Raw genomic sequence first — 26,245 nt, 5'->3', positions numbered from 1 at the left:
TTATTTCGTCTTTTCGTAAACCAGCACGGCGAGGTCGTATTGCCCCAGCGTCACTTCGCGGCCGTCGGCCGAAACCCGTGCGCCGCCCAGCGTCGAAGCCTCCGTGAAACGGTAGCCCGGAACCTCGATCACGCCCTTCACGGCGGCCCCCTCCTGCGTGCGGGTGGCCACTACGGCCATGCCGTCGCCGTTGGTGTAGGCGCGCGCCTCGATGCCGGGGTTCGACAGCGTGAAGCCCTCCGTGTCGCGGTAGGTGCCGACCAGCAGCAGGTCTTCGTACTTGCCCTTGATGGCGTTGACCTGGGCCAGATAAGCCTGATAATGCGGTGTCTTGTCGATCAGGTCGCGGCAGCGGTAGATCTCGATGTCGTTGCGCAGCCCCTTCAGCAGCGTGTTGTTCACACGGCGTTCGATGTCCGTGTCGTCGCGGATCTCGCGGTCGGAGATGATGATCTCGGGGAACGTGTAGCGGAACCAGTCGATGAAGCTGTACTTGCCGGCGGTGACCTGATAGATGTGGATGTAGTCACAGTACTGCGCCGTGACATCGGTCAGCCACTCTGTGCCGAGCGCGAACTCGGGGTCGAAGCTGACGTTGCGGTCGCGGACCATTTTCAGCACCTCGGCCTTGTCGGCGATCACCCGCATGTTGGGCACCGGGAACTCCCGGCTCAGGTCCCAGTTGGTGGCGCGTTCGCCGTATCCGAGCTGGTCGTAGAAGACGCTGTTGGCACCGTACTCGCGGGCGCGGTCGGCCCATTCGAGCAGCATCTTGCGCCAGATCGGCGCGCGGGTGTCGGCCACGACGAACGTGCGGGCGTTGTAGTCGGCCAGGAACGTGCCCTGACCCGTGAAGCGGTACTGTTCGAAGAGCTCGGCGCCCGTGTTGTCGCGGTAGCAGATCTCCTTGCCCCGGCCGCTCTTGTAGAACTCGCTCTCGCGGTCGATCAGTTTGCCGTTGAAATAGAGCAGCACCTTGCCGCCGTCCTTCTTGTAGTCGGCGATGGCCTTTTTCCAGCCTGCGTCGCCGCCCTGCGCGGGATCGGCGTTGTAGTGGGGATTGCCGTGGTCCATGCCCGTCTCCCACCATCCGAAGGTGAAGACGGCGTCGGCCCCGACGCTCTCGCCGACATCCTTGATGCGGCCCGGCAGGTCGGTGTACTTGAACAGCAGTTCGCCGTACTGGTGGCGGAAGATGATCCGCTGCCAGCTGCGCATCTTCTTGACCCACATCGGCGCGTCGCGGTGGTCCCACCACGTGTCGGCCCAGCGGCGGTAGTGCTTCGAGGTCTCGTGCCACGAACCTGTGTAGGGGGCTATGACGTTGGCGTCGCACGTCCACGTTTCGCCGGCGAAGCAGTGCGGGAACTTGTAGAATCCCGATTCCAGCCGCGTGAATTCGCCTTCGGCGTCGGGGTAGAGGCGCAGTCCGTGCCCCGTGTCCTGGAACGTCGTGTCGTGGCTGCCGAAATAGATTCCCTCGCTGTCGCCCACGTAGGCGAAGCAGTTCGAGGCCATGCAGCCGCCCGTGCCGCCCGTGACGGTGCGCATGGGGTATTTGGCGTCCATCTGGCGGAACTTCTGCGCCGGGGTCTTGTAGGGCGAAGCGTTGCTGTGGCGGAAAATCATGCCTTTGGGATCGTCGTACAGCTGGCCTCCGGTGTGGGTGAGCAGCAGCTTGTGGTCTTCGGGAAGCGGCATGCCGCCCACCAGCGGGTAGTGCAGTTCGCGGACGATCGTGTGGGGCTGGCCGTTCTCGATCTTCGACGCGAAACGCACCTCGTCGCCTTCGAGCGTGATGTCGAGCGTGAGGCGCATGTCGAGCTTCACGGCTTCGCGGGTGGTGAAGTCGGTGGCGTTCAGGCGGTCGTAGGTCAGTGTCAGCGTGTCGCCCCGGCGCGAGATGCGGGGCGTCTGCTCCCCGGGCAGCACCTCGATTTCCTTGGCCTTCTGCGTGTCGTAGTAGAGGCGCCAGAGATAGTCGCCGCCGGCGTAGTCCCGGCCGGTTTCGAGGTTCCTGATGCTGGTCAGGCGGCCCCGGTCGTCGATCGAGACTTGCAGTTTGTCGTTTCGGAGCGTGTGCTCTTTCGGAGCTGCCCCGGCGGCCGGGAACAGCAGGATGCCCGTGCATGCGAGCAGCAATTTCACCATTTTGTTCATGTGTCTCTTCGCGTTGTCGCCGCACCGGCGCCGGACGCCCCGCGAAGGGCGCCCGGCGGGTCCGGCTTTGTGAGTTAGTAACCCGGGTTGTTTTCCTTGATGTTCTTCATGACCTGCATCGTGGTGGTCGGGAGAGGCCACAGATAGCTCTTCGGAGCCACGAACTTGCATTCGGCGAGAATCTGTGCGTAGGCGTTGCTGTTGAAGAAGTCGGCGGCGCCTTTGGCCACGGGGGCCATGAAATCGACGCATCCGTCCTCGTCCACCTGAGGCACGGCCCCGTGGAACCACATGTTGTTGTCGATGTAGGCGCGCTGGAGCTTTTGGTCTTTCTTCGGCAGTCCGATCCAGGGGCGGTTGAGCACCTTCTCGGCGATGCGCCAGCGCCAGATGTCGTACAGGCGCAGGTTTTCGAAAGCGAACTCCATGCGGCGCTCGGTGCGCAGGATCGTGCGGAGCTTGTCCTGCGACCGCTCGGTGATGGCCGGATAGTCGGAGGTGGCCGTGACGGACGCCTTGTAGGCGCGGGCGCGGACCTGGTTCATGGCGTCGAGCACCGTATCGTCGATCTCGTTCAGCTCGATCTTCGCCTCGGCGTACATCAGCAGGACATCGGCGTAGCGCAGGATGAGCTTGTCGTTCTCGGGCTCGAACGGAGCCAGCCAGTCCTCATCGACGTGCTTTTTCAGCACCAGACCGTTGTAGGAGGCGTATTGGTTCGAGGTGCCCTGAATCTTGTAGGAGCGCGAGTCGTTGTTGACCACTTCCGCCCCTTCGCGCGAGCTGTACACCTTGTCCCGGTCGAAATGCGGGTCGAAGATCACGCCCAGATGCTGCGTGCCGTGCTCCACGATGGTATAGGTGCAGCGCGGGTCGCGGTGCTCGAACGGTTTGTGGGGGTCGTAGACCGTCGATTCGTCGATGGGCTTGCCCTGATCGTCGAGGAACGCGCAGAGGAGGTACCACGAAGGCAGGCAGGTCGTGCAGGTCGGGGCTCCCGACAGACGGGGCAGTTTGGCCGTGCAGGCCTGACCGCCGAGATACTGGTATTTCGAGTCGTTCGACAGCGCTTTTGAGCGGGGAATGTTGAAGATGCCCTCGGGCGAGTGTTTCGTGGCGTTGCGGAACAGCTGTCCGAAATCCGAATGGAGGGTGTAGGCATTCAGCTGCATGCAGTTCCAGGCGGCGTCGCGGGCCTCCTTGAAGAGCTTCTCGGCCTCGGCCGGATCGTCGTCGCCGAAACCGCCCCGTTCGGTCGAGTCCCATTTGCGGATCGACGCGAAGTGGAGGGCGAAGCGGGCCTTCATGCCGTAGGCCGCGCCGCGCGTGGCGCGCTCGATCTCGCCTCCGTAGGATACGGGCAGGATCGGCGCTACGTCGTCGAACTCTTTGAGAATGTCGGGAAGAACGGTCCACATATCGCTGCGGGTCAGTTCATAGGCGCTTTCGCGGCCCTGCTCGGAGTCCATGTCCATATCTTCCGGAACGACGACGGGATCGCCGAAGTGGATCATGATGCGGGCGTAGAAGCAGGCGCGGTAGAAGCGGGCGTTGGCCATGATGCGGTCGTAGCGGGCCTGTTCGATCCGGCCTTCGTGCTTGCGGAGCTCGGTGATGATCTTGTTGCAGCGGTTGATGCCCGTGTAGGTGATGTCCCACATGCGGACCGAGAGCGGAAAGTCGGAGTTCACGCCGTCGATCAGGAAACGGCCCGGGGAGTTGCGGTTCTGCCCGTCGTCGGTCAGCATGTCCAGCTCGGTCTGGTTGCCGGAGGTCCATTCGTTGCGTTCCATGGGCCAGTAGGTGTGGTGGAGCAGGGCGTTGAGGTTCAGTTCGAACTGCTCGGCCGTCTGGAACCACGAGCCGCTGGCCGCCTTGTCCCTGGGCGAAAGGTCCAGGTCGCTGCACGAAACTGCCAGGCTGCCGGCCAGGGCGAATAATGCGATTTTAATGGTTTTCATATGCTTTTCTCTCTTTGATGCGACGTTAGAATTTGAGCTGTGCGGAGAAGAGTACCGATTTGGTGATGGGATAGCCGGTGGTGCCGACCTCGGGGTCCCAGCCCTCGGGGAAGTGGCTGTGGGTGAAGAAGTCGGTGAGCGTCACGGCGAAGCGCAGGCTCTTGACGTGGATTTTGCTCATCCACTTCTGGGGCAGGGTGTAGCCCAGCGAGATGTTTTTCACGCGGAAGTAGGAGCCGTCGAAGAGCCAGTAGTCGGAGATCGCATAGTTGTTGTTCGCGCTGGCCCACGAATAACGCGGGTATTTGGCGCGCTTGTTCTGTTCGATGGTGTTTTTACGGCTCCACGAATTCCCCCCCCCCGATGTAGGTGGCGAAGTTATACCACTGACCGCGGAGCGGCTGCACCATCTCGTCCGTCAGATAGGAGTTGCGCTGGCCGACGCCCTGGAACGTCAGGTTGAAGTCGATGCCGCGCCAGGCCAGATCGACCGAACCGCCGTAGTTGAAGTGCGGGAGCGAGGAGCCTAACACCCGGCGGTCGTAGTCCGTCGAGATGAGCGGATTGTTCGGGTCGCCGTCGCCGAAGTTCCGGTAGCGGATGTCGCCCGGGGAGACGTAGGAACCCATGGTCGCCGAATTCGCAACCTCTTCGGGGGTCTGGTAGAGGCCCTCGCTGACGTAGCCGTACCACGATTGGTATTCCTCGCCCTCGCGGATGATCTTGCCGTTCGAGATGACCTCCTTGTTGCCGATGTAACCCATCTTCGAAACGTCGTCCGAAAGGTTGAACGTGAGTCCGTAGCTGAAATCGCCGATGTTGTCGCGCCAGCCGAGGGTGATCTCCCAGCCTTTGGTGTTCATGTCGCCGATGTTGTCGTAGGGGTCCGAGAGTCCCATGATCGGGGCGATGGGGACTTGCAGGAGCATGTCGCGCGTCTTTTTGTAATACCAGTCGCCGGTCACCGACAGGCGGTTGCGGAACAGCGAGAGATCGACGCCCACGTCGAAGGTCGAGGTGGTCTCCCAGGTGATGTCCGTGACGATGGCGGCGGCCTGCGCATAGCCCGACAGGCCCGTCAGGGTCGAACCTACGTAGCCCATCGTGTGATTGTTGGCCAGCACGGCCTGATAGGGGTAGTAGCCCTTGATGCGCTCGTTGCCCAGCTCGCCGTAGGAGAGGCGCAGCTTGCCGTGGTCGAGGACCTTGCGGGCGCCCTCCATGAATTTCTCCTCGGTGAAGACCCAGCCCGCCGAGGCCGAGAGGAACGTGCCCCAGCGGCAGTCGGGCGCGAAGCGCGAGGAGCCGTCGCGGCGGATATTGCCCTGAACGTAGTATTTCGACTTGTAGTTGTACATCAGGCGGCCGAAATAGGAGCGGCGGGCCAGTTCGTTGATGTTCTTCGAGTTGGCCGTGACGCCGTCGGAGTTGCCGGCGTTCAGGTCGGGGATCAGCGAGTGGGCGTACGACGTGTTCTTGGCCACGATCGTACCCTCCTGATACCAGTAGTTCTCGTAACCGATCATGGCGCTGAAGTTGTGGTCCTCGCCGAAGGTGTGCCGGTAGTTGGCATAGACCTGCGTGGTGTGGGCGAAGGTGTCGCCGCGGTCCTCTTCGAGTTCCGTGGTCAGGGCGCTGCTGATGTATTTCGAACTGGTGAGGCTCTCCTCCTGATAGCTGAAATAGGAGGTCTGGCGCTGGAAGTCCTTGATCTTGGTGTAGGAGAACTGGGGCGAGAAGATGCCCGTGACGGTCAGTCCCTTGACGGGGGTGATGTCCAACTGGAACTTGGCGTTGGCCAGGTACTTGTCGGTCTCCTTCTCGCCGCCCGACATCAGGGCTGCATAGGGATTCACGCCGTCCTTGCCCGGGGCGTAGCGCCCGTCGCTCCACTTGGCCTGGTAGATGGGCGGGATGTAGCGCATGGTGCCTGAGGGCGATGAATGGGGGTTGAGCTGGTCGGTGTAGCGCAGCGAGATGTCGGCCGAAGCCTTCATCCATTTGAATACCTGTATGTCGTTGTTCAGGCGGGCCGTGTAACGCTTCCACGAGAGGTTCTTGCGGAACAGGCCGTCGACGTCGTCGAAGCCCAGGCTCAGCACCGAGCTGCGCTTGTCGCCGCCCGACTGGATCGTGAGGCTGTGCGAATGGCGCACGCCCACGTCTTTGAGTATCAGATCCATCCAGTCTACGTTCGGATAGAGGTCCGGATTCTCCCGGTTGAGCAGCGTGTAGTTCTCGACGTATTCGCGGGAGTAGTCCTGGTACCAGCCGCCCGAGGGCAGGTCGTTGTAACGCAGTTCGTTGACCGCCGCCATGTAGTCGGAGGCGTTCATGTACTTCGGCTCTTGGGACTGGAAGTCGAGTCCGAGCGTATAGTTATAGGTAACGCTCGCGCCCGACTTGCCGGCACGCTTGGTGGTGATCAGGATGACGCCCGCCGCTGCCTGCGATCCGTAGATCGAAGCCGATGCGGCGTCTTTCAGGACGGTGATGTTCTCGATGTCGTTGGGGTTTACGTCGTCGATCGAGCCGGCCACACCGTCGATCAGCACGTAGGGGTCGGACGCGCCGTCGGTCATCGAGGTGATGCCGCGGATGCGGATCGTGGCCGAGCCGCCCGGCGCCGAGTTGGTGCGGGTGACCGTCACGCCCGGCATGGCGCCCTGAAGGGCCTGCGAGATGGTCGGGGTCTGACGGTTGAGGATCGCTTCGCCTCCGATCGAGGAGAGCGACCCCGTCAGGTCCTTTTTCCGCATGGTGCCGTAGCCCACGACAACCACTTCGTCCATCGAGGTGCTCTCCTCCTGGAGCACGATGTCGAACGACGTGCGGCTGCCGATGGGCAGAGTCTGGGACTTGTAGCCCAGGTAGGAGACGAGGAGCGACGCATCCGCGGCGGGCTTTTTGGCCAGCCGCAGGGAGAAGTTGCCCTGAGCGTCGGTCGTTACGCCCTGCTGGGTTCCCGAGAGAATGATGGTAGCGCCGGGAACCGGCTCCCCTTTCTCGGTCTTTACGCTTCCCTGAATGGTGAAGTTCTGGGCCGAAGCGTACGATGGCGAAAATAGAATCGCTGCCAGAAGCGCACAGAAAGCCGCGATCATCCGAAAATCGCACTTTCTTTGAAATTCATCGTAACTTTTTTTCATCTTTTTAGAATTAGTAGTATATTTGCGCTGTACACCACACCACACAACAGATAAGACGGACGGATTTAGTGTGGTTTAGTGTGGTACAAAAATAAACGTAATATTTGATATTCCAAAGAAAAGACGATCTTTTTTGAATTTTTTCGCGGAATGTCACCAAAATGTAACGAGGACCGCCGGGCAGGAGAGGCTTATGCACTTCGTCCGGATTGTTGAAACCTTAAACGAACCTTTACTTACACTTATGAAAAAGTACTTGTTATGGATATGCACGGCGGCGGCTCTGCTGGCTGCCGGGGCTTCCTGTTCCGACGACCCGGAAGTCGATAGCGTCGGCCGGGTAGGCATTCAGCAGGAGAGCCTGACCGCCGACGGAGCGGGCGAGGATCTGACCCTCAACGTGACCAGCAACGCCTATTGGCGCATCAATTTCACCGATCCCGAGACCGGCGAGTCGGTTCGCTGGGTCACGGCCAGCGAGACCAGCGGCATGGGCAACACCGCGGTGACGCTCAAAGTCGCCCGCAACCGTTCGACCAGCGCGCGCAGCACCTATGTCAATGTAATCACCGAATCGGAGTCCTCCGCGGTTTCGGTCTTGCTGTCGCAGAGCGCCGGCACGATCGGCGGCGGCGACGGGTACGATTTCCCGATCTCCCAGACGTTCGCCATCGATGCCGCCCTCGCGCTGGACAATGCCTTTATCGAAGGGGCTGTCTGCTACTTCGACGACGGCATGATCCTGCGCCGGACGGGTTCTCCGACCGTGATGGAGTTCAGCACCAAGACCCACACCAATCCCACGACGAACTGGTATTTCCAGCGGGGCGTCGTCATCGGGGAGTGGGAGACCGGCGATGCCCTCCAGCTCGAAATTCCGGTGAAGGAGGAGCTCTCGGGCGACCTGCGCTACTCCTACGGCAGCCGCCGCGACGGCACCCAGAGTGCCGGGCATGCCTGGGTCTTCGAGTGGAGCGCCGACGGTGAGAGCTGGACGAAGTTCGACGGCACTTGCTCCGGCGGAGTTTCGGACGCCGTCTGGAAGACGATCGACTTCACCATTCCGGCCGACAAGAAGATTCCGGCCGGCGGCAAACTCTGGATTCGCCACCGCTGCACCGACGGCTCCAAGGCGAGCACCTCGGCCTCGAACCAGACCGTTGCTTATCAGAGTGCGTTCTGCATCACGAAGGCCCAGGCCGAGCCTACGACGGTTCCGGCGATGGACAACGACAAAGTGGTCTTCTCGACCGGTTTCGACGACGTGATCGACGCCAAAGCCGCCTATATCGACATCCCGCTCGACTTCATGTCGTCGTGGAACGACGGAGCCTATGCGCTGCCGCGCGAACAGTCCGGCATCGTGAATGTGGTCTCCTGCTGGAGCCGTCCGGGCTTCCTGCAAGTGGGCCGCGGCGACGAGGCTCTCATCACCCGCTACACGCAGGGGGCCTACACGATCAAACTGGCGTCGCGTTTTGAGGCGATGCGCATTTCGAAGTGCGATCTCAAACTCACCTTCCTCGCTTCGGCGATGATCGACGCCTACGGCAAGCCGACCGATCCGGGCGTGGTCGTGAAGGCTGACGCCGAGAGCGGTGCGACGGTCGAAGGCGGCACGCTCGAAGGGGTGGCCGACAACGAGTTCAAGCCCTTTACGGTCTATGTGCGCAACGCGAAGCCCGAAACGGAGATCACCATCACGTCGGCCGACATGGCCTCCAGCACGGACGACGTGCGCTTCTTCCTCGACGACATCGTGCTCGAAGTCGAGGGCGAGCCGCAGCGTCCGAGCGCCGACGATCCCGTGAAGTCCGATATTTCGGCCGTCCGCGCCATGAAGGGCTCCGAAGCGGTGACGATCAGCGACAACTATTATATACAGGGCCGCGTGGTGGCCGTGGACAACGTTCCGGCCGGCTGCTTCGCCGTGCAGGATGCCGACGCCGGCATCTTCGTCGAACTGGCGGATCACGGCCTCGCCGTGGGCGATCAGGTCGAGGTGGTCGTGAAGGATGCCCGGCTCGCTGCCGATGCCGACGGGCTGCTGGTGGTGACGCCGACGGCCGCCGACAAGGTGACCAAAACCGCGGCCGCTTCCGAAGTGCCCGCCGCACGGGCCGTCTCGGTGGCCGAACTGACGGCCGGGACCTACGAGGCGATGCTCGTCACGCTGCCCGAATCGCAGGTGATCGACGCCGATCTGTCGAAGACCCTGAGCGGGAACGTCACGCTCGAACTGGAAGACAAGAGCGCCTATACGATGAAGACCTATGCTTCGGCGTCGTTCGCCTCGACGGCGGTTCCGCAGAAGCGCGGCGTGGTGAAGGGACTCGCCGGGGCATCGTTCCTGCTGCCGACCTCCGCGGCCGATCTTGCGGCCATGACCGGAACCCGTTTCGGCGAAGCCGTCTACGCCATTACGCCGATCTGCGGTATGCTCAAAATGTTGCTGGGCGGGACGCCGTCGGTTTACAATGTCACATATGACGCTGCGGGCAAGACGCTGAACTATGACAACGGTTGTTCGATCTACAAGGTCGGGAATGAAGATCTGACCACTGCTGAACTGACCTGTAAGGATACTCCCTACGACGGTCGCTTCCAGACTACCGGCTGGGGCGGTGATAACTGGCAGGACAATGGTCTGGTGTTCAAGATCAAGGCAACGTCGCGTATCGTGGGCAACCTGCGCTTCGGTTTCGGTATGTTCTCGAATAAGAGCGTAAAAGGATATGTGCCCGCGAAGTACAAAATCAAGTGGAGTAATAACAATACCGATTGGTACGACGGAGTGCGTGTATTGGTTGGCCCCTATACGGGCGATGGCGCCGAGGTCTTCACCATCCCGACGACAGCCAACAGCGGCGGTTACAAGATGGCCTATTTCAATGTGCCGGAAAGCAAGGCTGTGGCAGAAGGAGACTTTATCTATGTCAAGATCGTGCAGGCGGACAATACGACTGCCCTTTATCCGGAAACCGGAATCAAGACCGATGCGCCGCTTCTGCTCCAGCATGCTTTCTATCTTGCCACCCATGAGAAACGCGCTTATCACACTTCTACGCTGCCGTCGGGTGAGAACGTGCTGCTGACCGAAGGTTTTGACGATGCGTTCCTGGGACATGATTATTTCATTCCGACCTGGCAGATGAGTGCCGACAAAAATGCGCCTAATGCGTATGCTGTTCCGGAGGGTTGGGCTGCTGCGTCTGCTTTCGAACTGCCGGGGTATATTCGTCTCGGGTCGAGTGCCACCAGTGCGGGAAGTATCACTACTCCGGCTCTGGAAGCATTGGGTGAAACGCCTGCCGATATTACGGTCTCTTTCAAGGCCGCATATCATATGGGCGGCAGCAAGTCTTACCTGCCCGATACGAATACGCTGACCGTAACGGCCGAGGGTGCGGGCATTGCCGCTGAACCCGTTCACGAACTGGCTTCGTTGCCGGCGGAATGTAAACCCGCTACCGAAGCGGAGGCCAAAGCGATGGAGGATGCCTATTATAAATGGTATCCTGTGACGGTGAAGGTTACGGGGGCTACGAAAGAGACCCGGATTACGATCGGAGGTACCGGCCGCCGTTACATCGACGACATCGTGATTACGAAGGACTAACCTGAATAACTATAAAAAAAGCTATGAAAACACTGAAGTATCTGCTTTGTGGAATTACAATGTGCGCCCTGGCGTGCTCGTCGAGTAAGGATGACGGACCCGGACCCGACAAAGGCGAATCGAACACGCTGAAAATAATGTCGTTCAATGTCCGCTACAACAGCGCCAACGATGAGGGCGACACGAACTGGGAGGTACGCAAGGCGGCCGTCGTGAAGATGATCAACACGGTTCAGCCCGATGTGGTCGGCTTGCAGGAGCCGCGCACGGAACAGCGGACCTATCTGAAAAACAACCTGCCGAACTACGGCTATCTGGAGGTTCCCGGAACAGGGGCCGGAACGGGCGGAAACACCTGCCTGATCTATCGTCAGGACCGCTTCACGAAGGTTAACGACGGCTATTTCTTCCTCAGCCCGACCCCCGACGAGCCCTCCCGCTGCTGGGACGTGGGCGATTCGCAGTGGCGGACTTCGGTTTGGGTTCACCTGAAAGAGAAGGAGACCGGCAAGGAGTTTTTCTTCCTCTCGACGCACATGCCCGTGCGCACCAATTCCAGCTATCCCAACGAGCCCTATATTCAGGCGCGCATCAACAGCGCCAACCTCAATGTCGAGCGGATGAAGAAAATCGCGGGCGAGTCGGCGATGTGCTTTATCGTGGGCGACATGAACTGTTCGGAGAAGGCCGCCGACGGTTCGGCCAACGCCGACGGCGTGCGTGCGCTGAAACCCTACCGGGACTGGATGAAATCGGGCCGCGACATCGCTCCTACGGGGGATGCTTACAGTTTCAACAACTTCGGCAAGGGAACGGCCGCGCCGAGCCGCAATCTCGACCATATCTTCTACCGTAACGTGACGATGGCCATGTCGTTCCGCACGCTGACCGACAATTACGGGGTGAAGTATGTTTCCGACCATTATCCGATCCTGCTGACGGTGCTGTTCTGACCCGAAGCTCGCTTTTCAGACGAAAACCGCCCCGGCTCTCAGGAGCCGGGGCGGTTCCGTGTTTTCGGAACGCGGTCAGTTGACGATGACCGTCGGGAAGTATTCCCGCAGCAGGGCCGCCGCGCGGTCGAGCTCTTCGGGGGTGTTCTCCCGCACGTGGCGGAGCTTGTATTCCAGCCCCATCGCCTCGTATTTGTGGACCCCGAGGGTGTGGTAGGGGAGCAGTTCGACCCGCTCCACGGATTTGTAACCTCCGAGACGCTCCCCCAGCGTGCGGATGTCGGCTTCGGCGTCGCTGTAACCCGGAACGAGCACATAGCGCAGCCAGAACGGTTTTCCGTGGGCTTCGAGCCATGCGGCCGTCCGCAATGTCTGCGTGTTCTCGCGTCCGGTGAGGGCGCGGTGGCGTTCGGGATCGGCCTGTTTCACATCCAGCAGCACCAGATCGACCAGCCCCAGCAGCTTTTCGACGGCCGGGTTCCACACCCCGCCGTTCGAGTCGATGCAGACATGGATGCCGGCCTCTTTCAGCGCGCGGACCAGCGGAACGAGTTCCGCGGCCTGGAACGTGGGTTCGCCGCCCGAGAAGGTCACGCCGCCGCGTTTGCCGTAGAACGGTTTCTGATCGACGGCCATGCGCAGAATCTCCGCAGGGTCGGTCGGTTTGCCCTCCCCGGCTTCGATCGTGTCGGGATTGGCGCAGTAGAGACAGCGGAAATTGCAGCCTTGCAGGAAAACGACGAGCCGGAGTCCCGGCCCGTCGAAAGTTCCCATCGATTCGTAAGAATGTACACGAAGCATGATTGTTCCTTGTTTTTGAATGAGGGGTTCGGGCGCAGACAGGGTTCCGGTATGCGAATCCGGCCTCCGCCCCTGAAAGCGGCTTCTTAAGCCGCTACATCCGTTCGTGGAAACTGCGGCTGATGACCTCCAGCTGGTGTTCGCGGCTCAGCTTCGTGAAGTTCACGGCATAGCCCGAAACGCGGATCGTCAGCTGCGGATACTTCTCGGGGTGCTTCATGGCGTCTTCCAGCATCTCGCGGTTCAGCACGTTGACGTTCAGGTGGTGGGCACCCTTCGTGAAGTAGCCGTCGAGCATCGTCACGAGGTTGTCGATGCGCTCCTCGGCCGTCGGGCCCAGCGATTTGGGGACGATCGAGAAGGTGTTCGAAATACCGTCCTGCGAGTCGCGGTAGCGCATCTTGGCCACCGAGGCGAGCGATGCGATGGCGCCGCTCTTGTCGCGGCCGTGCATCGGGTTGGCTCCCGGGGCGAAGGCCACGCCCTTGAGGCGTCCGTCGGGCGTCGCGCCGGTCTTCTTGCCGTACATCACGTTCGAGGTGATCGTGAGCAGCGACAGCGTCGGGCGGGCGTTCTTGTAGACGGGCAGTTTTTTGAGCTCCTCGCTGAAGTAGTAGACGAGGTCCACGCCCAGGTGATCGACACGGTCGTCGTTGTTGCCGTAGCAGGGGAATTCGCCTTCGATGTCGAAGCCTTCGGTGAGCCCCTCGGCGTTGCGGCGGGCCGTCACCTTGGCATATTTGATGGCCGAGAGCGAGTCGAGGGCGATCGAAAGACCCGCCACGCCATAGGCGAGGTTGATGCGGGGATCGGTATCGACGAACGCCATCTGGGCCTTCTCGTAGTAGTATTTGTCGTGCATGTAGTGGATGATGTTCATCGCCTCGTTGTAGACGCGGGCGATCTCCTTGAGCACCATCTTGTAGTTGCGCATCACCTCCTCGAAGCGCAGCGGACCCTCCGACAGGGCCGGGATGCCCTTGACCATCAGCGTGCCGGTGTTCTCGCAGCGGCCGCCGTTGATGGCCAGCAGCAGGGCTTTGGCCAGGTTGGTGCGGGCGCCGAAGAACTGGATCTGGCGGCCGATGTCCTGGAACGAGACGCAGCAGGCGATGCCGTAGTCGTCCGAGTGGCGGACCTCACGCATCAGGTCGTCGTTCTCGTATTGGATCGAGCTGGTGTCGGCCGAGACCTTGGCGCAGAAATCCTTGAATCCTTGGGGCAGTTCGGGGCTCCAGAGGATCGTGAGGTTGGGCTCGGGCGAAGGGCCGAGGTTGTAGAGCGTCTGCAAGAAACGGAACGAGGTCTTCGTGACCTTCGTGCGGCCGTCGTTGAAGCGTCCGCCAATGGCCTCGGTCACCCACGTCGGGTCGCCGGCGAAGATGTCGTTGTAGGACTGCATGCGCAGGTGGCGCACCATGCGCAGCTTGATGACGAACTGGTCGATCAGCTCCTGGGCGAACGACTCGTCGATCGTGCCGTGCGCCAGGTCGTATTCGATGAAGATGTCGAGGAACGACGAGACGTTGCCCAGCGACATGGCGGCTCCGTCCTGCTCCTTGACGGCGGCCAGATAGGCCATGTAGACCCACTGCACGGCCTCCTGCGCCGAGTGCGCCGGACGGCTGAGGTCCAGTCCGTAGTATTCGCCCATCGTGCGGATGTCCTTCAAGGCCTTGATCTGCTCGGCGACCTCTTCGCGCAGGCGGATGCGGGCGTCGGTCATCGGGCCGGTGAGGTTACGCAGGTCCTGCTGCTTGGCCTCGATCAGACGGTCGGTGCCGTAGAGGGCCAGACGGCGGTAGTCGCCGATGATGCGGCCGCGGGCGTAGTTGTCGGGCAGTCCCGTCAGGAAGCCCAGCGAGCGGAACGAGCGGATCTCTTCGGTGTAGACATCGAATACGCCGTCGTTGTGGGTTTTGCGGTAGTGGGTGAAGATGTCCCGGACCTTCTCATCGACCTCCACGCCGTTCTCCTTGCAGGCGCGCGACACGACGTTGATGCCGCCGAAGGGCTTGATGGCGCGTTTGAGAAGTTCGTCGGTTTGCAGGCCCACGATCAGCTCGTTTTCGCGGTCGATGTAGCCGGCCTTGTGCGAGGTGATGGTCGAGACGGTCTTGTTGTCCAGCGAACGGACACCGTTATGCTGACGTTCCTCTTCGAGAGCTTTGAGACAGAGATTCCAGATGTGTTTCGTACGCTCGGTCGGTCCCTGGAGGAACGAGGCGTCGCCCAGGTAGGGCGTGATGTTCGTCTGCACGAAGCTCGTCACGTTGATTTCCTTGCTCCAAAGCCCGTCGATAAAGGTTTTGTTCAGTTCCATAGTTGCGTTATTGTTCGATTTGAGATTGAAATTGTCGCTTTTCGGCTGCAAAGATATGTTATTTTTTTCACAAGAACGAAAGAGTGCTTACATTTTCTTAAAATTTTTGAAAAAATACCTACGATCAGGTATCCCGTGCGTCCGGATTCGGATGCGATCGTTATTTCGGACGTTCCGGCTCCGCTTTTGTCCCGGCTAAGAGCCGGGTTTTAGGGGGCGATGGCAGGTCGGAGAGCTTCGGAAGCGGATATTGCGCTTTTACGGCTTTCTTGTTCGGCAAAATTGCGTATCTTTACCGCATAAAATCCCGACGACGATGGAAGAATTGACTTTGACGACCCCCGCCCTGCTGTTTTCGGCCGTATCGCTGATCCTGCTGGCCTACACCAACCGCTTTCTCTCCTATGCGCAGCTGGTGCGCACGCTCAAAGAGCAGCATTTGCAGCACCCTTCGAAAGTCACGCGTGCGCAGATCGACAACCTCCGCCGGCGGCTCCACCTCACGCGCTCGATGCAGGCGCTGGGCGTTTCGAGCCTGTTCCTCTGCGTGGTGACGATGTTTCTGATCTATGTGGGGATGTTGCTTCTTTCGGCCTATGTCTTCGGGGCGGCGCTGCTGTTGCTGATCGCTTCGCTGGGCGTGTCGCTCTGGGAGATTCAGATCTCCGTCCGGGCACTCGATATTCACCTGAAAGATATGGAGTCCGTTTAAGAAGCGGGATTCAGGATAATTGTCCGGCCGTGTTTAAGTCTCCCTTTTCAAAGGGAGATTTAGAGGGATTGTCGATATTTTGCCAGCGGCATCTTCGTTTATCGGGAATACCCCCGATAAACGAAGATGCCGCGACATCGCGTCACTGCATCTCCCACTAACCTACTTATGTAACCTAAAACCAACTTGTGAATCCGGTTCTCCGGTTTTCACATTGCAAAGATACGGGGCCGTCGTTTCAGCGGAATGACGGCCCCGTTACATTCGTGTTACTTCTGCTGTTCCAGGAAATAATGTTGTGATTTCAGCAGGTTTCGCGACTGGAGTATCATCGTCTTGGTCTCGTTGAGGATCGTCAGGTAGAGCACGCTGGCGCGGGTGCTGCCCGAAGGGTTGCTGTGGATGCGCCGCAGCTGGCTCTTGATCGCCTCGACGATCGTGTCGAAGAGCTGGTCGCGCATTTCGAGCACCTTGTCGAGGTCCGAGAACTCCTTCGTCGAGAGCATGTCGTTGATTTTGTCGAAGATGGCCTCCACCTGGTCGTTCACGCGCATCAGATCGACGATCTGCTCCTTCGACAGCCCCTCGTGGTTGTTGTCGATGTGTTCGAACGCGGGCCGCGTGATGTGGATCAGCGCCTTGGTCACCTCCGAGAGATAGTCCGTGACCTGCACGTAGAAGTGCCCCGTATCGATGTCGCAGCGTTGCAGGCGGCGCAGCGTGGGCATGATGTCGTATTTGCGGGCGCGGGCCTCTTCGAAGAGTTTGTTCGAGTCGCGGACCATCTCTTTCAGCACCTTGCGGTTCTCCTTGAAGACGGCGACCAGCGTGCGGTTGTAGATGCGCGTGACCTCCTGCATCGTCGTGCAGACCTCGCCGATGCAGGCGCACAGCACCTCGTCGGGCGTCTCGGCCGTGTCGAGTGGCAGCAGTTCTTTTTCGGCCTCCTCTTTCAGCGCGGGGCTCTTGCGGTGGCTGCGGACGAGCAGCCAGAAGCAGAGCAGCGTGAGCGCCGCCACGGCGATCCAGCCGCCCCACAGCAGCAGGGCCGTCACGGCCAGCGCGATGAGGAATCCCCCGAGCGCCGTGATGAACCACCCCGAGATCACGGCCATCACGCCCGTGATGCGGTAGACGGCGCTTTCGCGTCCCCACGAACGGTCGGCGAGCGACGATCCCATCGCCACCATGAAGACCACGTAGGTCGTCGATAAGGGCAGTTTGTAGGAGGTGGCGATGGCGATCAGGATCGACGCGGCGGTGAGGTTCACCACGGCGCGGATCATGTCGTAGGGGGCCGACGAACGCTCCTCGGCGGGCAGCGGCTCGAAACGGCGGTCGATGGCTTTCTGCATCCGCGCCGGAATCAGACCTGTCCACATCGTGTTCAGTACCAGCGTGGCGCGCACGAGGCTGCGGGAGATGAGGGTCGAGCCGAAGCGTTCGTCGCCCTCGTGCTGCGAGGCGAGCGAGAGTTCGGTTTCGGTGACGTGCTGCGACTTCTTCGAGAAGAAGAGCGTCAGCACCATGATGATTCCCGAGGCGCCCAGCAGCAGGAAGTTTGCGCGGGCGGGACCTTCGAGCGCCCCCATCATCATCGTCTCGCTGCCCGCCTCTCCGGCGATCCGCCAGGCGTCGTAGCCGGCCAGCGGCACGCCGATGAAGTTCACCAGGTCGTTGCCCGCGAAGGCCAGCGCCAGCGAGAAGGTGCCCGAGAGGATGGTGATGCGCATGATATTGAGGCGCATGCGCTGGAAGATATAGAGGACGAGCGCTGCCGCGGCCCAGAAGGCCAGCAGCGTCAGCACGACGTGTTCGCCGACGTAGTCCGAGACGGCGGAGGGGATCAGCCCCGAGCTTTTCAGCCCCTTGAACAGCGCGAAATAGAGGATGCCGGCGAGCGAGATGCCGCACCACACGGCGCCCCAGCGCCTGAACGCGGGGGCGTAGCGGAACGAGAAGATCAGCCGCGAGATGTACATGAAGAGGGTTCCCGCGGCGAAGGCCAGGGCCACCGACAGGAGGATCGCCGCGATGATGACCATCGCCTTGCCCGTGTTGATGAACTGCGAGAGGTCGTGCAGCGAGGTTCCGGGGTCGCCGGCGATGCGGAACAGCGCGGCGGCCACGGCGGCGCCCAGCAGTCCGAAGACCATCGACACGGTGGTCGAGGTGGGCAGTCCCAGCGTGTTGTAGAGGTCCAGCAGCAGCACGTTGCCCAGCATCATGCCCAGAAAGAGCATCATAATCTCCCGGAAGGAGAACTGCCCGGGGTAGAAGACGCCGCTGCGGGCGACCTCCATCATGCCGCTCGATGTGAGCGTGCCGACGAGGATTCCGGCGGCCGCGACCCAGAGGATCACGCGGCGCGGGGCGACTTTCGACCCCAGGGCCGAATTGAGAAAATTGACGGCGTCGTTGGCGACGCCCACGACGATGCCCATCACGGCCAGCAGGGCCAGGACGACGACGATTGCGGTGAAAAGAGGGGACATGTGATTTATCCGATTTGGTTCCTTATCGTCGCAAAGGTCCGAAACGGATATTACAAAGGTGTTACGGGGGTGTTGCAGGTTTGTGAAATGAAACGGGTCAGCCCTGTTTTTTCAGCGTGAAGACGAATTCCAGTCCGCCGCGGTCGCGGTTGCGGGCCGTGATGGTGCCGCCGTGGATCGCAACGGCGTTCTTGACGATCGCCAGCCCCAGTCCCGTGCCGCCGAGTTTGCGCGAACGCCCCTTGTCGATGCGGTAGAAGCGTTCGAAGATGTGCGGCAGGTGCTCTTTGCCGATGCCGATGCCGTTGTCCGCGAAGAGGATCGTGCACTCCTCGGGGGTGTCGTCCACGAGGCGGATGAAGATGTCGCGGCCTCCGGAGTAGGCGGCGGCGTTGTCCGCGAGGTTGCGGAACACCGACGCCAGCAGCGAGGGGCTGCCCACGACCTCGACCCGCCGGGGGAAATCGACGTTCACCCGCAGCCGTTGTTCGGCGGGCTTCAGCTCCATGTCGGCGGCCGTTTCGGCGATCAGGTCGTTGAGCACCACGGGCTCCTTGCGGATCAGCTGGCTCGCTTCGTCCATGCGTGTTATGGTCGAGATGTCGGCCAGCAGGCTGCGCAGGCGTCCGGTCTGCGCGGCGCTCTTTTCCAGAAAGTCCGTGCGCTTTCCGGCGTCGAGGTCCGGGTTGGCCAGCAGGGTTTCCAGATACCCCTGGATCGCCGCCACGGGGGTTTTCAGTTCGTGGTTGATGTTGTTCGTCAGCTGTTTCTTGATGCGGATCTTCTCCTGCTCCTCGTGCAGCGCGAGGGCGTGCTCGCGGTCGCGGTCGGCGGTGGTCTTCTGCAACCGTGCGTAGAGGCGGATGATGTGCTGCGAAATGTCGCCCAGTTCGTCGTGGGGGAAATCCGTGCGTTCGTCGATCCGCTCGCCCCGCTCGGCGCGTTCGGCGAATTCGTTGAGCCGCGTGATGTTCTGCCCCAGGCGGCGCGTGGCGAAGTACCCCGCGACGCTCATCAGCAGCGTGACGCCCAGCATGAACCAGAGAAATTCGCGGTCGGCGGCCAGCACCTCGCTCAGCGGCACGGAGTAGGGCACGGCCGTGCGGACGATGCAGCTGTCGCCGAGCATCGCCGAGTAGAAATAATTGCGGTGGGTGCTCTCGGAGTGGCGGCGGATGGTGTAACCCGTTCCGCGGGCCGCGGCTTCGGCCACTTCGGGCCGGTCGAGGTGGTTGGCGGCGGGGAGCGTGTCGAGCGAGTTGTCGAACAGAACGCGGCCGTCGAGGCCGACGATCGTCACGCGCAGGTCGCCGAAGGCGTTTCCCTGACGGGCGACGAAAGTTTCGGGAGATGTTCCCCCGTCCACGGCGTCGAGCATCCGCAGGTTGAGGAGTTGCAGCCGCGCGTTGAGCTGCTCGGCCTTGAAATGCTTCTCGCGGCCGTACTGGAAGAGGACGAAGCACGCCACCAGCGTCCACGAAAAGAGCAGCAGCAGCAGAAACAGCCTCCGGTGGTAGGAGAGCCTACTCTTCAAATCCGTAACCATAGCCCAGCCGTGTTACGATGTGTCCGCCGTAGGGGCCTATCTTGCGGCGCAGGCGGGTGATGTTGACATCGACGGTGCGGTCCAGCACGATCACTTCGTCGCTCCAGATGCGGCGCAGAATCTCCTCGCGCGAGAAGATCACGCCCCGGTGGGCGAGCAGCAGGGCCAGTATCTCGAACTCCTTCTTGGTGAGCGCCAGCTCTTTGCCGTCCAGCGTGCAGACCTTGCGCCGGAGGTCCATGCCGAGCCCTTCGAAGGCGACCGTCTCCTGCTCCGCCGGAGCTTCGGCCGTGCGCCGCAGGACGCTCCGCACGCGGGCCAGCACCTCGCGCACCGAGAACGGCTTGGCGATGTAGTCGTCGGCCCCGAGGTTCAGTCCGGCGACCGTGTCGTCTTCGGAGTCCTTCGCCGTGCAGAAGATCACCGGGACCTTCGCCGTCGCGGGGTCGTCTTTCAGCAGCCGGGCCATCCGGAAGCCGCTCATTTCGCCCATCATGACATCGAGCAGGATCAGCGAATAACGCTCGGGGTGCATTCCGAGGGCCTGCTCGGCGCTGTACGCCACATCGACCTCGTAACCCTCGACTTCGAGGTTGAATTGCAGGATCTCGCACAGCGACTCTTCGTCATCGACCACCAGGATTTTGTGTTTTGCCATACATACGAGGTTTGAATCCGCCTCAAAATTACGCAACATTCACCGTTGTTACACGCCCTGCGGGGATATTTAACCGAAATGTAATAACGCTCCCTCCTGCGGCCCGCCGCGGAACGGGCCCTTACGCCCGTCCCAGCACCTCCATCTGCTGACGGATCGACTCTTCGTGGATGGCTTGCAGGACGGTGCGCATGAATTCGCGGTCCATGCCCATCTGCTCGGCCTGCCCGGCGCGGCGCGCCAGCAGTTCGTCGTAACGCTGGGCTTGCAGAACGGGCATGTTGTGCTCCTTCTTGTACTGCCCGATGTCGCGCGAGACGCGCATGCGGCGGGTCAGCAGTTCCAGCAGTTCGTCGTCGAGCTTGTCGATCTGCGAGCGCAGTTCGGTGAGGCTCTCGGTGGTGATCGTCTGGTCGCGGATCACGAGGTTGCGGATGATGTAGGCCAGCGCGTCGGGCGTCACCTGCTGGGCCTTGTCGCTCCATGCGCAGTCGGGCTTGCAGTGCGATTCGACGATCAGTCCGCCGAACCCGAGGTCCATGGCCTGCTGCGAGAGCGGGGCGATCAGTTCGCGCTTGCCGCCGATGTGGCTGGGGTCGCAGAAGATCGGCAGCGCCGGGATGCGGCGGTGCAGCTCGATGGGCACGGCCCACAGCGGATGGTTGCGGTAGAGGTTCTTGTCGATCGACGAGAAGCCGCGGTGGATGGCCCCGATGCGGCGGATGCCGGCGTTGTAGATGCGTTCGATGGCGCCGATCCACAGTTCGAGGTCGGGGCTCACGGGATTCTTCACCAGCACCGGCACGTCCACGCCGCGCAGGGCGTCGGCGATCTCCTGCATGGCGAAGGGGTTGGCCGCCGTGCGGGCGCCGATCCAGAGCAGGTCGATGCCGCCCTTCAGCGCTATGGCGACGTGCTCGCGGGTGGCCACCTCGGTGGCGGTGTACATCCCCGTCTCCCGTTTCACGCGCTGGAGCCAGGCGATGCCGGCCTCGCCGACGCCTTCGAAGCCTCCCGGTTTGGTGCGGGGTTTCCACAGTCCGGCGCGGTAGATGCGGAATCCCTCTGCGGCCAGCGAGCGGGCGGTCTCCATGACCTGTTCTTCGGTTTCGGCGCTGCAAGGGCCTGCGATGACCAAAGGTCGCCGGGGATCGACCCCGGGAAGCGTGATGGGTTGAATGTCGTTCATAGTGAGCTGATTTTATTGTTTTCGATTCGTATTAGATTGCGGGGTTGGGGCATTCGGCGTATTCGCCCAGAATGCGGAAGTCGCTGGTGAGGGGCCGGGCGGCGTCGATGGCCTGCCGATAGCGCACCGGGTCGTCGAACGTGACATCGACGTAGAAGCGGTACTCCCATTCGCGGCCGATGATCGGCAGCGACTGTATCTTGGTGAGGTTGATGTCGTAGAACGAGAGGACGGTGAGCACTTTCGAGAGGCTTCCCCGGGTGTGCGAAAGGGTGAAGAGCAGCGAGGCTTTGTTCGTGTTCGCGGGGTCGGCGAAGGCTGCGGCGCGGCTCTCGTCGGCCAGGAGCAGGAAGCGCGTGAAGTTGTGTTTGTTGGTCTCGATGCCGCGGCTGAGGATTTCGAGCCCGTAGAGTTCCGCCGCATCGGCGCCGCAGATAGCGGCCGTTCCCGCGAGCCGCTCCCGGGCGATCTCCCGGGCGCTGCCGGCCGTGTCGTCGCGTTCGACGATCTTCATCGCGGGGTGCGCCTTGAGAAAGTCGCCGCACTGCATCAGCGCGATCGGGTGGGAGTGGACCTCGCCGATCTCGCCGAGCGTCTGTCCGGGCAGCGCGGCCAGCACGTGCGAGATGCGGAGTTTCTGCTCGCCGATGATCCGTGCGCGGCTCTGCTGCAACAATTCGTGGTTGGGGAGCAGGCTGCCCGCGATGGTGTTCTCGATGGCCGCGATGCCCAGCAGCGAGGGGTTCGCCGCCATCCGGGCGAACAGTTCGTCGAAGCTCAGGCAGGGGAGGATGCCGATCTGCCGGTCGTTGAAGTAGCTGCGCGCTGCCGTTTCGTGATAGCATCCTGCGATGCCCTGTATTGCGATCTGTTCCATAGTTCGTTCGAAAAAGAAAATCCCGCTCGGCCGAGCGGGATTTTCGTATCATCATTAATCTATATCTCTAATTTCATACAGTTAATTGCACGCGATCCCGCTTTTTCCCTTGCCGTAAAAGAAAAAGTAATAAAAATAATATGCGAAACCGTATGCTCTCATGGTCGAGATGGACTTTATCATCGGCAAATGTAGCGAAATAATCCGGAAAACCAAACTCCGGAGCCGTTTTTTTGCGAAAATCAGCGTTTGCGGCGCCGGAACCGCTTGCGCAGTTCCTTGCGGCGTCCGAAGGCGAGGCGGAAGAAGGTGCCTTGCAGCAGCGTGTCGTCGATGTTCCAGCCGCGGGCTTCGGCGTAGCGGTCGAGGATGAAGAGGAACGCCACGGCGGGGCAGGAGAGCCTCCGCAGGTTGACCATGCAGGCGCGGGGCCGCAGCGGCCGGTCGGCGAACCGCATGCGGTTGATGTCGATCAGCTGGAAGCGGATGGCGCCCGTCGCCGTGTCGCGGCGCCAGAGGACGTTGCCGTGGTTGAAGTCCCGGTGCTCGATTCCCTGTTCGTGGAGCTGTCCGGCGAAGCGGGCGAAGGCTTCCAGCACGGGGACGGTTCCGGCCGAGGGGAAGTGTCCGGTGGTCTGCGACAGGGGCGTGTAGTCCGAACAGCGCGAGATGTAGTAGCTGTCGCTCAGCAGCCCGTGGCGGCGGTATTCGCTCCACGCGATCGGTTCGGGCGAGTCGATGCCCAGCGCCCGCAGCCGCACGGCGTGTTCGTAGGAGCGGCGGGCTTTGCTCCGGCGGAAGAAGGTGTAGACGAAAGCCTGGAACAGGTTCGGACGGCGGAAACGTTTGACCGCGACCCGATACCCCCCCCCAACGTCGAAGGCTTTGATCGTGTTGCGTCCGGTATGGAGTACCTCGCCGCCGTTTTCGAACAGTTCGGGGAGGTGTTCCGCGAAGCTCCGCAGGCGATCCGAAGCGGGATTGACGTGAATGCGCATGGTGGAAAAATTTTATGCTGCAAAGTTACGTTCCCGCGGCCTATGGCGTTAGTCCTATTTGATTGCGAAGTTGTCCTGAAACGGAAAAGAGCCCCTCCCCGCAAAAGAGAAAAGCGGCAGTTCATCGGAACTGCCGCTTTCGTTGCCTGAGCTGACACCGGGACTTGAACCCGGGACCTCTTCCTTACCAAGGAAGTGCTCTACCACTGAGCTATGTCAGCAACATTCCTCTTTCGAGTGGTGCAAAAGTACATAAGAAAAATGAAAAGACCAAAAAAATGTACACATTTCACAATTATTTTCTATCTTTACTTCCGAATTATAATAAAATACAAATGAAACGTATCCTGATAGTAGGCGCCGGAGGCCAGATAGGTTCCGAGCTGACAGTTTTTCTGCGCGGGATCTACGGCGGTGCGAACGTCGTGGCAACCGATATGCGCGAATGTCGTACTTTGGCCGAGGACGGGCCCTTCGAGGTGCTGAACGCCCTCGATGCGACGGCTATGGCTTCGGTCGTGGCCCGCTACCGCATCGATACGATCTTCAACCTCGTGGCGCTGCTGTCGGCCGTCGGCGAACGCAATCCCCAGATGGCCTGGAACGTCAACATGGGTGCGCTCAACAACTCGCTCGAAGTGGCCCGCCAGCACCATTGCGCGCTGTTCACCCCCTCGTCGATCGGCGCTTTCGGACCTTCGTCGCCCAAGGACGGAACCCCGCAGGATACGATCATGCAGCCCACGACCATCTACGGTATCTGCAAGGTCACGGGCGAGCTGCTCGGAAACTACTACCACCACAAATACGGCGTCGATACCCGTTCGGTGCGCTTTCCGGGCATTATTTCGAGCGTCACGCTGCCCGGCGGCGGCACGACGGACTATGCCGTGGAGATCTACTACGAGGCGATCCGCTCGGGGAAATTCACCTGCCCGGTGCCGTCGGACGTTTACATGGACATGATCTACATGCCCGACGCCCTGCGCGCCTGCGTCGAGCTGATGGAGGCCGATCCCGCGAAACTCCGCCACCGCAACAGCTTCAACCTCGCTTCGATGAGCTTCACGCCCGAGATCATCTGCGCCGAGATCAAAAAGCGGCTGCCCGCGTTCACGATGGACTACAACGTCGATCCCGTGAAGAAGGAGATCGCCGAGAGCTGGCCCAATTCGCTGGACGACACCTGTGCCCGCGAGGAGTGGGGCTGGAAACCCGAATGGGACCTTTCGCGCATGACCGACGACATGCTGGCGCACATCCGCACGAAACTTGCTGCGGAGTAAGCCATGAAACGCATTGTCCGAAGTTTACTCGTCCTTTTGCTGCTGTCGGCGGCCGTCGTCACGGGCGGCAGCCTCTATCTGCTCTCCTATTCGCTGACGCCTGACGCGACGATGGAGGCGAAAAATGCCTCCTCTTATAAATATATGTATGCCGAATACCCCTTCCTGCAACCGTGGATCGACAGCCTCGAACGCACCGGGGCGCTGCGCGATACGGTGATCCTCGGCGCAGAGGGCGAGCGGCTGCACGCGATCTATGCGGCGGCTCCCGAACCGACGGACCGGACGGCGGTGATCGTCCACGGCTACACGGACAACGCCGTGCGGATGCTGATGATCGGCTATCTCTACAACCACGATCTGGGGTGCAACATCCTGCTGCCGGACCTTTATTACCACGGGCAGAGCGAAGGACGGGCCATTCAGATGGGGTGGAAGGACCGTCTCGACGTGCTGCGGTGGATGGAGGTTGCCAACGACATCTTCGGCGGGGATACGCGGATGGTGGTTCACGGCATCTCGATGGGCGCCGCGACGACGATGATGGTTTCGGGCGAGGAACAACGCCCCTATGTGAAGTGTTTCGTCGAGGACTGCGGCTACACGAGCGTCCGGGACCAGTTCGCCAAGGAGCTCGAAGATCAGTTCGGGCTGCCGGCCTTCCCGCTGCTCGACGTGGCGAGCTGGCTGTGCCGGTTGAAATACGGATGGGATTTCCGCGAGGCTTCGGCCCTGAAGCAGGTGGCGAAATGCCGGCTGCCGATGCTGTTCATCCACGGCGACGCCGACGGCTACGTCCCTACGCGGATGGTTTATCCGCTTTACGAGGCCAAGCCGGGCGAAAAGGAGTTGTGGGTGGTGCCGGGCGCCGCGCACGCCGTCTCCTACCGGGACAACCGGGCTGAGTACACGCGCCGCGTCAGGGAGTTCGTGGAACCCCGCCTGAGAGGCGGGATTTAGGGGGCGGCGGTAAGTCCGGGCGTTTTTCATCCGGTTCTGCGCATCCGCTTTCGATAATATAAGGGAAACGGAATATGGAAAATGACTATAATTTGCGGCAGGCGCAGGCTTTTTACCGGATTTTGGAGGATGCCGTCGGGAGCCTTCCTGCCGACGTGCGCGGGAGACTTTACCGCCCGGCCGCCGAGAATTGCGTGAAAGGCGCCGTCCTGACGGAACTCCGCAGGCAGTTCGAGGAGTGCGGCTGCGACCTCGACCGGCAGTATGCGAAGTACGGCCGCTCGGAGTACTTTTTCGCCGATGTCATCGAGCCGGGGCGGGTCTATGAGATCGGGTATCCCCGCTGTCTCTGTCCGCAGGTCGAAGCCGGGTTCGTCGAGGCCCCGACCCACTGCGAGTGCTCCCGCCAGAGCATCCTTTGCGTCTACCGGGAGCTGATCCCCGGCAAGAGCGTCCGGGTGGAGACGCTCCGGACCGTCCTCGCGGGGGATTCGGAGTGCCGCTTCCGGGTGACGGTCGAATGACCCCGGTTTAAGAAACCGGTTTTAGGGCGGCCGC

The 26,245-nt window shown here is 61.3% G+C and carries 18 protein-coding genes and 1 tRNA gene; 6 read left to right on the top strand and 13 right to left on the bottom strand.

Features of this window, described 5'->3' with window-relative positions:
- From WMO46_RS02060 to WMO46_RS02045, 4 genes are all read right to left on the bottom strand, one after another.
- Complete coding sequence (locus WMO46_RS02060) at window positions 1-2,160, bottom strand: DUF6259 domain-containing protein (protein ID WP_129651451.1); 2,160 nt, start codon at window positions 2,158-2,160, stop codon at window positions 1-3.
- Between the two features lie 74 nt (window positions 2,161-2,234).
- Window positions 2,235-4,121, bottom strand: a complete 1,887-nt coding sequence (locus tag WMO46_RS02055) for a RagB/SusD family nutrient uptake outer membrane protein (RefSeq protein WP_278819131.1) — start codon at window positions 4,119-4,121, stop codon at window positions 2,235-2,237.
- Window positions 4,122-4,146: 25 nt separating this feature from the next.
- Complete coding sequence (locus WMO46_RS02050) at window positions 4,147-4,344, bottom strand: hypothetical protein (protein ID WP_276715116.1); 198 nt, start codon at window positions 4,342-4,344, stop codon at window positions 4,147-4,149.
- A 112-nt stretch (window positions 4,345-4,456) separates the two neighbouring features.
- Entirely contained in the window at window positions 4,457-7,270 is a 2,814-nt protein-coding gene (locus WMO46_RS02045; RefSeq protein ID WP_349093674.1) for a SusC/RagA family TonB-linked outer membrane protein, read from the bottom strand.
- 244 nt (window positions 7,271-7,514) lie between these two features.
- On the opposite strand from WMO46_RS02045, the gene WMO46_RS02040 reads away from it, so the two are divergent.
- On the top strand, window positions 7,515-10,889 hold the full coding sequence (locus WMO46_RS02040; protein WP_349093673.1) for a DUF5689 domain-containing protein: 3,375 nt from the start codon (window positions 7,515-7,517) through the stop codon (window positions 10,887-10,889).
- Between the two features lie 23 nt (window positions 10,890-10,912).
- Complete coding sequence (locus WMO46_RS02035) at window positions 10,913-11,842, top strand: endonuclease/exonuclease/phosphatase family protein (RefSeq protein WP_044118773.1); 930 nt, start codon at window positions 10,913-10,915, stop codon at window positions 11,840-11,842.
- A gap of 75 nt (window positions 11,843-11,917) precedes the next feature.
- Here the strand turns inward: WMO46_RS02035 and pflA are convergent, their stop codons facing one another.
- Together pflA and pflB are read right to left on the bottom strand one after the other, a co-directional pair.
- The gene (gene pflA, locus WMO46_RS02030; RefSeq protein ID WP_302588742.1) at window positions 11,918-12,643 is read right to left on the bottom strand and encodes a pyruvate formate-lyase-activating protein; all 726 of its coding nucleotides are present in this window, start codon (window positions 12,641-12,643) and stop codon (window positions 11,918-11,920) included.
- A 94-nt stretch (window positions 12,644-12,737) separates the two neighbouring features.
- A complete protein-coding gene (pflB, locus tag WMO46_RS02025) occupies window positions 12,738-14,966 on the bottom strand; it encodes a formate C-acetyltransferase (RefSeq protein WP_349093672.1) in 2,229 nt (742 codons plus the stop codon).
- Window positions 14,967-15,282: 316 nt separating this feature from the next.
- Here pflB and WMO46_RS02020 point away from each other — a divergent pair, with 316 nt between their 5' ends.
- A complete protein-coding gene (locus WMO46_RS02020; protein WP_019151586.1) occupies window positions 15,283-15,678 on the top strand; it encodes a DUF2721 domain-containing protein in 396 nt (131 codons plus the stop codon).
- A 269-nt stretch (window positions 15,679-15,947) separates the two neighbouring features.
- Here WMO46_RS02020 and WMO46_RS02015 read toward each other — a convergent pair whose 3' ends face one another.
- The 7 genes from WMO46_RS02015 to WMO46_RS01985 form a co-directional block, all read right to left on the bottom strand.
- Window positions 15,948-18,173 carry an inorganic phosphate transporter gene (locus WMO46_RS02015; RefSeq protein ID WP_019151585.1) on the bottom strand — a complete coding sequence of 742 codons (2,226 nt, stop codon included), beginning with the start codon at window positions 18,171-18,173 and terminating at the stop codon, window positions 15,948-15,950.
- A gap of 97 nt (window positions 18,174-18,270) precedes the next feature.
- Entirely contained in the window at window positions 18,271-19,719 is a 1,449-nt protein-coding gene (locus tag WMO46_RS02010) for a sensor histidine kinase (protein ID WP_349093671.1), read from the bottom strand.
- Window positions 19,697-20,377 (bottom strand): response regulator transcription factor, encoded by a 681-nt coding sequence (locus WMO46_RS02005; protein WP_196017829.1) that lies wholly within the window; start codon window positions 20,375-20,377, stop codon window positions 19,697-19,699. Before WMO46_RS02005 ends, WMO46_RS02010 begins: the two co-directional genes overlap by 23 nt.
- Window positions 20,378-20,498: 121 nt before the next feature.
- Complete coding sequence (locus tag WMO46_RS02000) at window positions 20,499-21,566, bottom strand: bifunctional 3-deoxy-7-phosphoheptulonate synthase/chorismate mutase type II (RefSeq protein WP_019151582.1); 1,068 nt, start codon at window positions 21,564-21,566, stop codon at window positions 20,499-20,501.
- A 31-nt stretch (window positions 21,567-21,597) separates the two neighbouring features.
- The gene (locus tag WMO46_RS01995; RefSeq protein ID WP_195497864.1) at window positions 21,598-22,443 is read right to left on the bottom strand and encodes a prephenate dehydratase; all 846 of its coding nucleotides are present in this window, start codon (window positions 22,441-22,443) and stop codon (window positions 21,598-21,600) included.
- 242 nt (window positions 22,444-22,685) lie between these two features.
- Window positions 22,686-23,441 carry a lipopolysaccharide kinase InaA family protein gene (locus WMO46_RS01990; RefSeq protein WP_019151579.1) on the bottom strand — a complete coding sequence of 252 codons (756 nt, stop codon included), beginning with the start codon at window positions 23,439-23,441 and terminating at the stop codon, window positions 22,686-22,688.
- Window positions 23,442-23,590: 149 nt separating this feature from the next.
- A tRNA-Thr gene (locus WMO46_RS01985) sits at window positions 23,591-23,662 on the bottom strand.
- A gap of 114 nt (window positions 23,663-23,776) precedes the next feature.
- Between WMO46_RS01985 and WMO46_RS01980 the strand changes: the two genes are divergently transcribed.
- The 3 genes from WMO46_RS01980 (at window position 23,777) to WMO46_RS01970 (ending at window position 26,211) form a co-directional block, all read left to right on the top strand.
- Entirely contained in the window at window positions 23,777-24,727 is a 951-nt protein-coding gene (locus WMO46_RS01980) for an NAD-dependent epimerase/dehydratase family protein (RefSeq protein WP_019151578.1), read from the top strand.
- A gap of 3 nt (window positions 24,728-24,730) precedes the next feature.
- Complete coding sequence (locus WMO46_RS01975) at window positions 24,731-25,687, top strand: alpha/beta hydrolase (RefSeq protein WP_129651460.1); 957 nt, start codon at window positions 24,731-24,733, stop codon at window positions 25,685-25,687.
- Window positions 25,688-25,761: 74 nt separating this feature from the next.
- Entirely contained in the window at window positions 25,762-26,211 is a 450-nt protein-coding gene (locus WMO46_RS01970) for a hypothetical protein (RefSeq protein WP_302588750.1), read from the top strand.
- Window positions 26,212-26,245: the final 34 nt, after the last annotated feature.

This window comes from Alistipes intestinihominis (genome assembly GCF_040095975.1).
GTDB lineage: Bacteria > Bacteroidota > Bacteroidia > Bacteroidales > Rikenellaceae > Alistipes > Alistipes senegalensis.
This window is presented reverse-complemented; position numbering and strand designations above follow the sequence as displayed.

Excerpts from the sequence above, each read along its gene's own strand:
- WMO46_RS02060 (WP_129651451.1), bottom strand. The coding sequence starts at position 2,160 with ATGAACAAAATGGTGAAATTGCTGCTCGCATGCACGGGCATCCTGCTG.
- WMO46_RS02055 (WP_278819131.1), bottom strand. The coding sequence starts at position 4,121 with ATGAAAACCATTAAAATCGCATTATTCGCCCTGGCCGGCAGCCTGGCA.
- WMO46_RS02045 (WP_349093674.1), bottom strand. The coding sequence starts at position 7,270 with ATGAAAAAAAGTTACGATGAATTTCAAAGAAAGTGCGATTTTCGGATG.
- WMO46_RS02040 (WP_349093673.1), top strand. The coding sequence starts at position 7,515 with ATGAAAAAGTACTTGTTATGGATATGCACGGCGGCGGCTCTGCTGGCT.
- WMO46_RS02035 (WP_044118773.1), top strand. The coding sequence starts at position 10,913 with ATGAAAACACTGAAGTATCTGCTTTGTGGAATTACAATGTGCGCCCTG.
- pflA (WP_302588742.1), bottom strand. The coding sequence starts at position 12,643 with ATGCTTCGTGTACATTCTTACGAATCGATGGGAACTTTCGACGGGCCG.
- pflB (WP_349093672.1), bottom strand. The coding sequence starts at position 14,966 with ATGGAACTGAACAAAACCTTTATCGACGGGCTTTGGAGCAAGGAAATC.
- WMO46_RS02020 (WP_019151586.1), top strand. The coding sequence starts at position 15,283 with ATGGAAGAATTGACTTTGACGACCCCCGCCCTGCTGTTTTCGGCCGTA.
- WMO46_RS02015 (WP_019151585.1), bottom strand. The coding sequence starts at position 18,173 with ATGTCCCCTCTTTTCACCGCAATCGTCGTCGTCCTGGCCCTGCTGGCC.
- WMO46_RS02010 (WP_349093671.1), bottom strand. The coding sequence starts at position 19,719 with ATGGTTACGGATTTGAAGAGTAGGCTCTCCTACCACCGGAGGCTGTTT.
- WMO46_RS02005 (WP_196017829.1), bottom strand. The coding sequence starts at position 20,377 with ATGGCAAAACACAAAATCCTGGTGGTCGATGACGAAGAGTCGCTGTGC.
- WMO46_RS02000 (WP_019151582.1), bottom strand. The coding sequence starts at position 21,566 with ATGAACGACATTCAACCCATCACGCTTCCCGGGGTCGATCCCCGGCGA.
- WMO46_RS01995 (WP_195497864.1), bottom strand. The coding sequence starts at position 22,443 with ATGGAACAGATCGCAATACAGGGCATCGCAGGATGCTATCACGAAACG.
- WMO46_RS01990 (WP_019151579.1), bottom strand. The coding sequence starts at position 23,441 with ATGCGCATTCACGTCAATCCCGCTTCGGATCGCCTGCGGAGCTTCGCG.
- WMO46_RS01980 (WP_019151578.1), top strand. The coding sequence starts at position 23,777 with ATGAAACGTATCCTGATAGTAGGCGCCGGAGGCCAGATAGGTTCCGAG.
- WMO46_RS01975 (WP_129651460.1), top strand. The coding sequence starts at position 24,731 with ATGAAACGCATTGTCCGAAGTTTACTCGTCCTTTTGCTGCTGTCGGCG.
- WMO46_RS01970 (WP_302588750.1), top strand. The coding sequence starts at position 25,762 with ATGGAAAATGACTATAATTTGCGGCAGGCGCAGGCTTTTTACCGGATT.